Annotated in this window: 10 protein-coding genes and 2 pseudogenes; 10 read left to right on the forward strand and 2 right to left on the reverse strand. The window is 68.1% G+C overall.

Annotated elements, in window-relative coordinates; all coding sequences use genetic code 11:
• Positions 1–2 precede the first annotated feature (2 nt).
• The 8 genes and pseudogenes from trpB to FPZ47_RS16655 form a co-directional block, all read left to right on the forward strand.
• On the forward strand, positions 3–1,265 hold the full coding sequence (trpB, locus tag FPZ47_RS16620; RefSeq protein ID WP_144952909.1) for a tryptophan synthase subunit beta: 1,263 nt from the start codon (positions 3–5) through the stop codon (positions 1,263–1,265).
• Entirely contained in the window at positions 1,262–2,074 is an 813-nt protein-coding gene (gene trpA, locus FPZ47_RS16625; protein ID WP_144952871.1) for a tryptophan synthase subunit alpha, read from the forward strand. Before trpB ends, trpA begins: the two co-directional genes overlap by 4 nt.
• On the forward strand, positions 2,071–3,321 hold the full coding sequence (locus FPZ47_RS16630; protein WP_144952869.1) for a prolipoprotein diacylglyceryl transferase: 1,251 nt from the start codon (positions 2,071–2,073) through the stop codon (positions 3,319–3,321). Before trpA ends, FPZ47_RS16630 begins: the two co-directional genes overlap by 4 nt.
• A gap of 37 nt (positions 3,322–3,358) precedes the next feature.
• Positions 3,359–3,762 (forward strand): annotated as a pseudogene (locus FPZ47_RS16635) (NINE protein).
• A gap of 34 nt (positions 3,763–3,796) precedes the next feature.
• On the forward strand, positions 3,797–4,180 hold the full coding sequence (locus FPZ47_RS16640) for a DUF2752 domain-containing protein (protein WP_168209480.1): 384 nt from the start codon (positions 3,797–3,799) through the stop codon (positions 4,178–4,180).
• Between the two features lie 128 nt (positions 4,181–4,308).
• Positions 4,309–5,727 carry a pyruvate kinase gene (pyk, locus tag FPZ47_RS16645; protein ID WP_144952863.1) on the forward strand — a complete coding sequence of 473 codons (1,419 nt, stop codon included), beginning with the start codon at positions 4,309–4,311 and terminating at the stop codon, positions 5,725–5,727.
• Positions 5,728–5,799: 72 nt separating this feature from the next.
• Positions 5,800–6,666 carry an acyl-CoA thioesterase II gene (locus tag FPZ47_RS16650; RefSeq protein WP_144952907.1) on the forward strand — a complete coding sequence of 289 codons (867 nt, stop codon included), beginning with the start codon at positions 5,800–5,802 and terminating at the stop codon, positions 6,664–6,666.
• 135 nt (positions 6,667–6,801) lie between these two features.
• Positions 6,802–7,372 (forward strand): annotated as a pseudogene (locus FPZ47_RS16655) (hypothetical protein); the annotation flags it as partial.
• A 69-nt stretch (positions 7,373–7,441) separates the two neighbouring features.
• On the opposite strand, the gene FPZ47_RS16660 reads toward FPZ47_RS16655, so the two are convergent.
• A complete protein-coding gene (locus FPZ47_RS16660) occupies positions 7,442–7,876 on the reverse strand; it encodes a winged helix-turn-helix transcriptional regulator (RefSeq protein ID WP_210419924.1) in 435 nt (144 codons plus the stop codon).
• Between the two features lie 333 nt (positions 7,877–8,209).
• Between FPZ47_RS16660 and FPZ47_RS30445 the strand changes: the two genes are divergently transcribed.
• The gene (locus FPZ47_RS30445) at positions 8,210–9,394 is read left to right on the forward strand and encodes an FAD-dependent oxidoreductase (RefSeq protein ID WP_144952859.1); all 1,185 of its coding nucleotides are present in this window, start codon (positions 8,210–8,212) and stop codon (positions 9,392–9,394) included.
• A 21-nt stretch (positions 9,395–9,415) separates the two neighbouring features.
• Positions 9,416–10,564: an FAD-dependent oxidoreductase gene (locus FPZ47_RS16670; RefSeq protein WP_144952857.1), complete on the forward strand. Its 1,149-nt coding sequence runs from the start codon at positions 9,416–9,418 to the stop codon at positions 10,562–10,564.
• Here FPZ47_RS16670 and FPZ47_RS16675 read toward each other — a convergent pair.
• Positions 10,548–11,223: DDE-type integrase/transposase/recombinase (locus tag FPZ47_RS16675; RefSeq protein WP_144952855.1), on the reverse strand; the 676-nt coding region annotated here is incomplete at its 5' end. The genes FPZ47_RS16670 and FPZ47_RS16675 overlap by 17 nt on opposite strands.

Below are 11,223 nucleotides of genomic sequence, written 5' to 3' on the forward strand. Positions count from 1 at the left end.
TGATGGTCGGTCTGCCCAGGCCGGACCTACCTTCGATGAGTGCGGCCATCTCCGAACCCACCCGGCACGATCCCGACCCGGGCGGGCATTTCGGCGTTTTCGGCGGCCGTTACCTGCCCGAGGCGTTGATGGCGGTCGTCGAAGAGGTCACCGCCGCCTACGAAAAGGAACGCGTCAACCCCGACTTCCTGGACACCCTGGACGACCTGCAGGCGCATTACACCGGTCGGCCGTCACCGCTGTACGAGGCCACCCGCCTGTCCGAGCATGCGGGCGCGGCGCGCATCTTCCTCAAGCGGGAAGACTTGAATCACACCGGATCCCACAAGATCAACAACGTGCTGGGCCAGGCCCTACTCGCCCGCCGGATGGGTAAGCGCCGGGTGATCGCCGAAACCGGTGCGGGGCAGCACGGCGTCGCGACGGCCACCGCGTGCGCGCTGCTGGGGCTGGAGTGCGTGATCTACATGGGTGCCGTCGACACCGCCCGGCAGGCACTCAACGTGGCCCGGATGCGGTTGCTGGGCGCCGAGGTCGTCTCGGTCGAAAGCGGTTCCCGGACACTCAAGGACGCCATCAACGAGGCGTTCCGGGACTGGGTCACCAACGCCGGCGACACGTACTACTGCTTCGGCACCGCGGCGGGACCGCACCCGTTCCCGACGATGGTGCGCGACTTCCAGCGGATCGTCGGCATGGAGGCGCGCGTGCAGATTCAGCAGCAGGCGGGCCGGCTGCCGGACGCGGTGGTGGCCTGCGTGGGGGGCGGATCCAACGCGATCGGCATCTTCCACCCCTTCATCGACGACCCCGGCGTGCGGCTTATCGGTTTCGAGGCGGCCGGCGACGGAGTCGAAACCGGCAGGCACGCCGCGACATTCACCGGCGGTTCACCCGGGGCGTTTCAGGGATCGTTCTCCTATCTGCTGCAGGACGAGGACGGCCAGACCATCGAATCCCATTCGATCTCGGCGGGTCTGGATTACCCGGGGGTGGGTCCCGAGCACGCGCATCTCAAGGAGACCGGACGCGCCGAATACCGGCCCATCACCGACTCCGAGGCAATGGAGGCGTTCCGGTTGCTGTGCCGCACGGAGGGCATCATCCCGGCCATCGAATCCGCGCACGCGGTGGCGGGTGCGGTGCAGCTGTGTCCCGAGTTGGGCCCGGGGGCGGTCATCGTCGTCAACCTGTCGGGTCGCGGCGACAAGGACGTCGAGGCGGCCGCCGCATGGTTCGGCCTGTTGGAGCCCGGCGAGCGATGACCGTGGAACAACGCGAGGAGAGCGGGCTGGGGCCCATCTTCGCCGCGTGCCGCGCGCAGGGCCGCGCCGCGCTGATCGGTTACCTGCCCACCGGCTATCCCGACGTGGCGGGGTCCGTGACCGCGATGACCGCGCTGGTCGAATCCGGTTGCGACATCATCGAAGTGGGCGTGCCGTATTCGGATCCCGGCATGGACGGCCCGACGATCGCGCGGGCCACCGAGGCCGCGTTGCGTGGGGGAGTGCGGGTCCGGGACACGCTGGCTGCGGTCGAAGCGATCAGCCGGGCCGGCGGGCATGCCGTGGTGATGACGTACTGGAATCCGCTGCTGCGCTACGGGGTTGACGCGTTCGCGCGCGACCTGGCGTCGGCCGGCGGACACGGTCTCATCACTCCCGACCTCATCCCCGACGAAGCCGGGCAGTGGATGGCGGCATCCGAGGAGCATCGATTGGATCGCATATTCCTGGTGGCGCCGTCGTCGACGCCGGAGCGGTTGGTGACCACGGTGGAGGCGTCGCGCGGGTTCGTCTACGCGGCCTCGACGATGGGGGTGACCGGGGCGCGGGACGCGGTGTCGAACGCCGCACCCGCGCTGGTGAAGAGGGTTAAGGCGGTGTCGGACATACCCGTCGGCGTGGGCCTGGGGGTGCGGTCGCGGGAGCAGGCCGCGCAGATCGGCAGCTACGCCGACGGCGTCATCGTCGGGTCCGCGCTGGTGTCGGCGCTCGGCGACGGTCTGGCCGCGCTGCGCGCGTTGACCGAGGCGCTCGCCGCCGGTGTCCGCGCGAAGGCGCCCCGCCCATGACGATGCTGCCCGAGTTCATTCCCAGCCCCCCCCAGGGCGTCTGGCATCTGGGGCCGCTGCCCCTGCGCGCCTACGCGCTGTTCATCATCGCCGGCATCGTGGCCGCGCTGCTGATCAGCGACCGCCGCTGGGAGGCCCGCGGCGGCCAGCGCGGCGTGGTCTACGACATCGCCCTGTGGGCGGTGCCGTTCGGATTGGTCGGCGGCAGGCTCTACCACCTGGTCACCGACTGGCGAACCTACTGGGGTCCCGGCGGCGCCGGGTTCGGCGCGGCGCTGCGCGTCTGGGACGGCGGCCTGGGCATCTGGGGTGCGGTCGCGCTCGGCGGCGTCGGCGCGTGGATCGGTTGCCGGCGCCGCGGGATTCCGTTGCCGGCCTTCGGCGACGCGCTTGCCCCGGGAATCATCCTGGCGCAGGCCATCGGCCGGCTGGGCAACTATTTCAACCAGGAGCTCTACGGCCGGGAAACCACGCTGCCCTGGGGTCTGGAGATTTTCTACCGCCGCGACCCGTCGGGATACATCGACACCCACTCGCTCGACGGGGTCTCCACGGGCCAGGTGGCCCTGGTCGTGCAGCCGACGTTCCTGTACGAATTGCTCTGGAACCTGCTGGTTTTCGTCGTCCTGATCTATGCGGACCGATGGTTGCGGCTGGGCCACGGGCGGCTGTTCGCGCTCTATGTGGCCGGCTACTGCGTCGGTCGCTTCTGCGTCGAGCTGTTGCGTGACGATCCGGCGACGCACCTCGCCGGAATCCGGATCAATTCGTTCACCTCGACGTTCGTGTTCATCGGGGCCGTGGTGTACATCATCGTGGCGCCGAAGGGTCGCGAGGATCCCGCCGGCCTGCGCGGCAACGATGACGTCGCCGAAGAAGCCGACGAGCCGGAACCAGAAACCGGCCGGACGGAAGAGCTTTCGGCGGTCGCGTCGCCCACGGCGGAAACGGCGGCGGCTTCGGTGGGCGCGGCCGACGACGGCGAGCCCCCGGACCCGGAAGACAACGGCGAACCCGCGGAAGCCGAGGAGCCCGAAACCGAGGAGCCGGAAGCCGAAGCCGCGGAGCCCGAAGCCGAGAAGCCCGAAGCCGAGGAGCCCGAAGCCGAAGCCGCGGAGCCCGAAGCCGGGGAGCCCGAAGCCGAGGAGCCCGAAACCGAAACCGGGAAACCGCCGACCGAAACGCCCGCCGGGGAAACGCGGCGGCGGTGGGCGCTTCGCCCCGGAGTCCGGCGTTCCGGCCACTAGCGAACCTTGGCGCCGCCGGGTGCCGGCGAAATCTGGCATGCTGCAGATGTGACCGATCCGTCGTGGGGCGACCCGGGGTCCGGCGCGCAGCCACCACCGACGCCCGGATACCCGCCGCCCTACCCGCCCTACCAGCACTACCCGGCGCCCGGACCCTACTTCGACCCGTCCGCGCCCTTCGGACGTCACCCCCTGACCGGACAACCGTTTTCGGACAAATCGAAAGTCGTTGCGGGCCTGCTGCAGCTGCTCGGACTGCTCGGCCTCGTCGGGATCGGTCGCATCTACCTCGGCCAGACCGGGTTGGGGGTCGCGCAGCTGATCGTCGGCCTGGCGACGTGCGGGCTCGGCGCCGTCATCTGGGGCATCGTCGACGCGGTACTGATATTGACCGACAAGGTCAGCGATCCGCAGGGCCGGCCGTTGCGCGATGGCACCTGATCCGGGGACGGGTCGTCGGGACGGCCCACGCCGAATGCGCCCATACACCACGGTAGGCACCTCCGTGCTGCTGGCCGGCGCACTGGGCTATGTCGGGCTCGTCGACCCGCACCACGCGGATTCCGTCTACCCGCCGTGCCCGTTCAAGGCGCTGACCGGCTGGAACTGTCCCCTGTGCGGCGGGCTGCGGATGACGCACGACGCGCTGCACGGCGACCTCGTGGCCGGCATCAACGACAACGCCTTCGCGCTCGTCGGCATCCCGGTGCTGGCCGTCTGGATCCTGTTCCGTCGCCGCCGCCGCAGGGAGCCACTGCCGATACCGGCCGTGCTGACGATCACACTCGTGGCGGCGCTGTGGACGGTGCTGCGAAACCTTCCCGGATTTCCGCTGATTCCCGGCGCTGTCGGCGGATAGGGTCGGCGGATAGGGTCGGCGGATAGGGGCGGCGGATAGGGACAAGGTGTCGCGGTTTGCGCGGCGGCCGGCCGGCCGCCACCCTGCGGCCATCCCCACTGCGGCCGGCACGACTATGCTCGGTCGGCGTGAGTAGACGCGGGAAGATCGTCTGCACCCTTGGCCCTGCAACCCAATCGGACGAGTTGATTCTGGCGCTGGTCGAAGCCGGAATGGACGTCGCCCGCCTGAACTTCAGCCACGGCGACTACGCGGATCACAAGGCCGCCTACGAGCGCGTGCGGGCCGCCTCCGACACCACCGGCCGCGCGGTCGGTGTGCTCGCCGACCTGCAGGGCCCCAAGATCCGGCTGGGACGCTTCGCGACCGGGCCCACCTACTGGGCCGACGGGGAGACGGTGCGGATCACCGTCGCCGACTGCGAAGGCAGCCACGACCGGGTGTCGACCACCTACAAGAGACTGGCCAAGGACGCCGCGGTCGGTGACCGGGTGCTGGTCGACGACGGCAAGGTCGGCCTGGTTGTCGACGCCATCGAGGGCGACGACGTGGTCTGCACGGTCGTCGAGGGCGGCCCCGTGAGCAACAACAAGGGCATGTCGCTGCCCGGCATGAAGGTGTCCGCCCCGCCCTTGTCGGAGAAGGACATCGCGGACCTCACCTTCGCGGTGGACCTCGGCGTCGACATCGTCGCGCTGTCGTTCGTGCGCTCGCCGGCGGATGTCGAGCTGGTGCACGAGGTGATGGACCGGCTCGGCCGGCGGGTCCCGGTGATCGCCAAGCTGGAGAAGCCCGAAGCCGTCGACAACCTCGAAGCCATCGTGCTGGCGTTCGACGGCATCATGGTCGCCCGCGGCGATCTGGGCGTCGAGTTGCCGTTGGAAGAGGTCCCGCTGGTGCAGAAGCGGGCCATTCAGATGGCGAGGGAGAACGCCAAGCCCGTCATCGTCGCCACCCAGATGCTGGACTCGATGATCGAGAATTCGCGGCCGACGCGGGCCGAGGCCTCCGACGTCGCCAACGCGGTGCTCGACGGTGCCGATGCGCTGATGCTGTCCGGGGAGACGTCGGTGGGCAAGTACCCGCTGGCGGCCGTGCGCACGATGTCCAGCATCGTGTGCGTCGTCGAGGAGAACTCCACGGCCGCCCCGCCGCTGACGCATGTGCCGCGGACCAAGCGCGGAGTGATCTCGTATGCGGCGCGCGACATCGGCGAGCGCCTCGACGCCAGGGCGCTGGTCGCGTTCACCCAGTCCGGTGACACCGTGCGGCGCCTGGCGCGCCTGCACACCCCGCTGCCGTTGCTGGCCTTCACCGCATGGCCCGAGGTGCGCAGCCAGCTCGCCATGACGTGGGGCACCGAGACCTTCATCGTCCCGATGATGAAGTCGACCGACGGCATGATCCGCGAGGTCGACAGGTCACTGCTCGAGCTCGGCCGCTACAGGCGCGGTGACCTGGTGGTGATCGTCGCCGGCGCGCCGCCTGGCACAGTGGGTTCGACCAACCTGATCCATGTGCACAGGATCGGGGAGGATGACGTCTAGCGATGGACCCCGCCCGGAAGGGGCGTTGAGCCCGAAGGAGAGCCCGTGCCGGCTGGCGACGCGACCAACGATGTGTCCGATTTCACGGAGTTGCTCGCGGTCCTGGAACTCGACCGCGTCGCCGACGATCGGTTCGTCGGATCGCATCCCTCCAAGAACCCGATGCGCACGTTCGGTGGGCAGCTCATGGCGCAATCGTTCGTCGCGAGCAGCCGCACGCTGCCCTCGCGAGACCTGCCGCCCAGCGCGCTGTCGGTGCATTTCGTCAACGGCGGCGACATCACCAAGGACATCGAGTTCCGCGTGATGCGGCTGCGCGACGAGCGGCGCTTCGCCAACCGGCGGGTCGACGCGGTGCAGGACGGCATGCTGCTGTCGTCGGCGCTGATCTCCTACATGTCCGGCGGTCCGGGACTCGAGCACGCCGTCGGCGCGCCGCAGGTGCCGCCGCCCGACGCGCGGCCCCCGCTCAGCGAGCTGCTGCGGGGTTACGAAGAGACCGTCCCGCACTTCGTCAACGCCCTGCATCCGATCGAATGGCGCTTCACCAACGACCCGTCCTGGGTGATGCGGGACAAAGGTGAGCGGCTTGCCCACAACCGCGTGTGGCAGAAGGCGCTGGGCGTGCTGCCCGACGACCCGGTGCTGCACACCGCGGCACTGGTCTACTCGTCGGACACCACGGTGCTCGATTCGGTCATCACCACCCACGGCCTGTCCTGGGGCTACGACCGCATCTTCGCCGCCTCGGCCAACCATTCGGTCTGGTTTCACCGGCAGGTGAACTTCAACGACTGGGTGCTGTATTCGACGTCCTCACCGGTGGCCGCCGACTCCCGCGGTCTGGGCACCGGGCATTTCTTCGACCGCTCGGGGCAGGTCGTCGCCACGGTGGTGCAGGAGGGCGTGCTGTTATATTTCCCGTCCGCCGGCCGATAAACGGTTCGCGGGATACCCGCAGGACAATCCCGGTTGACCTCGGCCTGGACCCCCGCGACCGGGCGTAGCTTCCCACGAGGCCGGGTATTCGGCGCAAAGGCGGCAGCCGGCCGCCCAGCGCATCGGGAGGTGACGGTGAACGGGTCGCTGGTGGATGTCGTGGCAAAGTCCCCGGCCCGCGAACGCGTGGTCGTCAACGTGGACTCGCGGGCGGCCCGGACGATCGGCGCCCTGGCCCTGCTGTGCGCGGCGTGCTGGCTGGTCGAGATCGCCGCCCGCCACCATGCGCGGCCCGACTGGTACTACGCCGACCGGTTGACGTGGTCGCTGACGGTCCTGGTCGCGGTCGGATGGATCGCCCGCGGCATCTTCTTGGGCCGCCCGGTGACGGCCACGCATGCCACCGCCGCCGCCCTGTGCGTGCTGGGCGGGCTGGGGCTGCAGGTGCTGTCGTTCAACGTGCTCGGTGACCTGGTGATCGCCGGCTCGGGCATGGTCCTGATGTGGCCGACGACATCGCGCCCGGCCCGAGGACCTGCCCCGGGCGTGGAGACTGATCGAGGTCACCCGTGCCGACCCCCTGGCGCCGTTCACGATGCAGACGGGCAAGACCTTCCACTTCAGCGCCGACGGCGGCGCGGCGCTGGCCTACCGGACGCGGCTGGGCATCGCCGTCGTCGGCGGCGACCCGATCGGTGACCAGGCGTTCGATTCGTGCATATTCCTCCCGACAGCATCGCCGTAGGTCGGCTTGTTCGGGGAGGGCCGCAGGGCTCTAGCGTTGGTAGTCGGTTTCGTCGGCTTTGACGGGCTTTCCGCACTCAGCGCAGTGGACGTCGACGATGACGGCACCTCCGCAGTCGCGATGACGCAGCTCGACGGTGTTACTCGTCGGCACCCAGCGTTCGCCAAACCGAAACAGCGCGACGATGACTGGAAACAGGTCCTTCCCGCGTGGGGTGAGTCGGTACTCGAGACGGACGGGTTTGCGTTGATATTGCACTCGTTCCATCACGCCGGCATCGACTAGGCGCGAGAGACGTTCACTGAGCGGAGTTCGTGCGATCGCCAGGTTTCGCCGGATGTCGTTGAAGCGGTGCACTCCGAAGTACACCTCGCGCAGGATGAGCAGCGTCCATCGGTCGCCGGCGGTGGCCCAGGTGGCCAGCGCGGGATCGTCGTCTTGGCGATTCGGGGTGTCAGGTGCCACTTGCCGGGGGTGCCCTTCGGTCTTCGTATAAGACCATCCTACGTCCGTGACGGTCGACATCGCTGGCATCAGAACACTGCTGGTGAATCTGTGCCGTGGAGCCGGGCGTATCTGGGGATAAGTTTTCCACCAGTATGTTTCGTGAACTTCTGACTCGGGGCCGCTTAAGAAGTGCAGGTTCCGGGCTCGAGCGATAGGCGGGTGGGTGCATTTGGATCTTGTCTTTGGGTTCATCAGCTGCAATAGTAGGTCTTTCAATAAGACCTACTATTGAGTGCTTCGTCAGACCCGGTGCTGTGGATGGTCGATTCGGAGCGCTCACCGGAGAGTGCGATGGCGCAGCCCATTTCAGTGACCGTCGTCGGCGGCGGTCTGGCCGGCTTGACCGCCGCGATCGCCTGTGCTGAGCGTGGCGCGGTTGTCACCGTCCACGAAGCGCACTCGGCCCTTGGCGGGCGAGCGAAATCTTCGCCGGCACCGTATGTGGCCAACGATGGCACGCACGCCTTCTACCAGGGGGAGCCCTGGCGGTGGCTGGTTGCGCGTGATCTGACGGGGACGGTCGAGCGTCTCGGCATTCGGCAGCTAGCGGGTGTCCGCATGCGTCACCGCGGACAGCTGCGCCGCCTTCCGCCCCGCGCGCTGACCGCAATGGTGTGCTTCGGGCGGCGGCGACAGGCCCCGGTCGATCGGAGCTTTCGAGAGTGGGCGAGCGTGGAGTTCGGCGATCAAGCGTTCGCCGCCGCGGCCGGCTTGTTGGGTCCGGCGCTGTATGACGCCGACCCCGGCAGACTGTCAGCAGCGTTTGCATTCGAGCGGCTGTTGCGGGTCACCACACCGTCATATCCGCCGGCGACCCGTTACCCCCCCGGAGGCTGGGGCGCAGTGGTGTCTCAGATGGCGGCGCACGCACGCGGTCTCGGTGTGGTCGTTGAGACGAACTCGCGGATTACAGCGCTGCCCGAAGACGGCCCGGTAATCGTGGCTACCTCGCTGCCGGCGGCCCGAAACCTGCTCGACGACAACTCATTACAGTGGGAAAGTGGCAACGCCGCGCTGCTCGACATCGGGGTACATCAACACCGCAGCGACCCGTTCGCGGTGTTCGACCTCGACGAAGGCGGTTTCGTCGAACGCTTCACCAGCCAGGACCCGTCGCTAGCTCCGGCGCTGCACTCACTGATCCAAGGTGAGATCCCGATACGGCCCGACGAGACCAAAGCATCGGGGATCGCACGCCTAGAGGCACTGTTCGATGTCTCTTTTCCGGATTGGCGCGGCCGTGTGACCTGGCGGCGGCAGCAAAACGCGCAGCACCGGACAGGTGCGCTCGACCTACCAGGAACAACATGGCGTGATCGGCCCAAAATCTCGCGCGGCGACCACCGCTACCTCATCGGAGACATGGTCGCCGCCCCGGGACTGCTGGCCGAGGTTTCCATCAACAGCGCACTGATCGCCAGTGCAGCGGCGACCCACCCACGCCCCGATCGCAGCACGTCGCACCGCACGACATGACGACGAGTTAGGTTCACAAGCGTGAGCGAACGCGTCGTCATCGTCGGCGCCGGAATTGCGGGCCTGGCAACAGCGATCGGTCTACATCAGCGCGGCTACGATGTCACCGTCCTCGAAAGGCGCACCGACACATCAGCGGGCGCGGGAATCAGCATCTGGCCCAACGCATTAGCCGCCCTCGACCAGTTAGGAGTCGGAAACCGCGTGCGGGATGCCGGCGGGCGCGTCACCGCAGGCGCCGTGCGCTGGAGAAACGGCACCTGGCTACGCCGACCAACTGGCGAGCGGTTCATCCGAGCACTCGGCGAATCGCTCGTGGTGATCCAGCGATCCGCGCTACGCGATCTACTCACCGACGCCCTACCGACAGGCACCATCGAAAACGGCATCACCGCCAGTGGCGTCACCCGCCGCGCTGACACACTGCAAGTGCGTCTCTCGGACACCTCGGTATGCGACGCCTCCGCGGTCATCGGCGCCGACGGAACCCACTCGCTGATCGCGCGTCACCTCAACGGTCCCCTCACCAACCGTTACGTCGGATACACCAGCTGGCGGGGGATCGCACGCCACACCTTGGACCCGCAGCTCGCCGGCCAGACACTAGGCCCTGGCGTTGAAACCGGCCACGTACCAATGGGCGAAGGCCTGACCTACTGGTTCGCCACAGAACGCGCACCCGAAGGCCACCGAGCAGACCACGGCGAGTTGCAGTACCTCCAGCGCAAACTGGCGCGGTGGGCCGAACCCATGCCAAGCCTTCTTGCCGCGACCGAAGAGCATGACGTGCTGCGTGATGACCTCTACGACCGCCAGCCCGCCAAACGCTGGTCACAGGGGCCAATTGTGCTCGTCGGCGACGCGGCCCACCCCATGCGGCCACACCTCGGACAAGGCGGCTGTCAAGCGATCGAGGACGCTGCACTCCTCGCGGCGTTCGCGAGCCGCACACCCGACTTACCAACCGCCTTCGCAGATTTCACCGCGTTCCGCCGACGGCGAATCGCGCGACTAGTCCGCGAGTCAGCCGTCATCGGAACCCTGGTCAACCTGCGGCCCACCGCCTTAAGCATTGCAGCCAGCTACGCGACCACCTTGATCCCTGAACGGGCCTTGAACTCTCACATGGCCTCGGTCGCAGGCCAAACAGCATTCACGCAGCCCGTCTAACCCTGTGAACACGAGACATCGGGCAGCAGTCCCCCGGTTGGGGGAGCGGCTCGCGAGGGTTGCGCATCGTCTCGCCTGATCCGAAGTCCACCACTCCACGGGACGCTATCCACCATGCGGTGAACAACCGGTTCAGCTCATCGAGCGAATCGACTCCGCCGGCGGCTTCGATCTCGACCAGGAATTGGTCGCGCACGGTGCGGTTCCATCTCTCGATTTTCCCGCGACCCTGCGGTCTGCCCGGCCTGCTGTGCACCAGCCGGATATCCAGCACCGCCACCGACCAAGCCAGTTGATTCGAGGAATACGCAGAGCCGTTGTCACAGTATAGGTTTCGCGGGCGGCCGTGGGTCTTGACCGCGTCGTGCAGCGCGGCCTGCATGCCCAGGGTGTCCTCGCCGTGGCCCCACCGGTGGCCGGGCACATAGCGGGAGTGGTCGTCGAGCAGGGCGAACAGCACCGCCCGTTTCCCGTCGATGATCGGGCCGTGCAGGCCGTCGCTGATCCACATCTCGTCGGGTTCGGTGGCCTCGAACCGGCCGAACGCCGCCGGCGGGTTGCCGTCCGGGCGGGTGTTGAGCTCTAACGGGGCTTCGCCCCAGCCCGACAAGGCGTGCCTTTGGTCGCCGATGGTATGGGGGCTCCGGCCGGTCGGGGTG

This window comes from Mycobacterium helveticum (genome assembly GCF_007714205.1).
Taxonomy (GTDB): Bacteria; Actinomycetota; Actinomycetes; order Mycobacteriales; family Mycobacteriaceae; genus Mycobacterium; species Mycobacterium helveticum.

Coding starts and splice junctions, on each gene's coding strand:
- FPZ47_RS30445 (WP_144952859.1), top strand. CDS start 8,210: ATGGCGCAGCCCATTTCAGTGACCGTCGTCGGCGGCGGTCTGGCCGGC.
- FPZ47_RS16640 (WP_168209480.1), top strand. CDS start 3,797: ATGCGCCCATACACCACGGTAGGCACCTCCGTGCTGCTGGCCGGCGCA.
- trpB (WP_144952909.1), top strand. CDS start 3: ATGGTCGGTCTGCCCAGGCCGGACCTACCTTCGATGAGTGCGGCCATC.
- FPZ47_RS16630 (WP_144952869.1), top strand. CDS start 2,071: ATGACGATGCTGCCCGAGTTCATTCCCAGCCCCCCCCAGGGCGTCTGG.
- trpA (WP_144952871.1), top strand. CDS start 1,262: ATGACCGTGGAACAACGCGAGGAGAGCGGGCTGGGGCCCATCTTCGCC.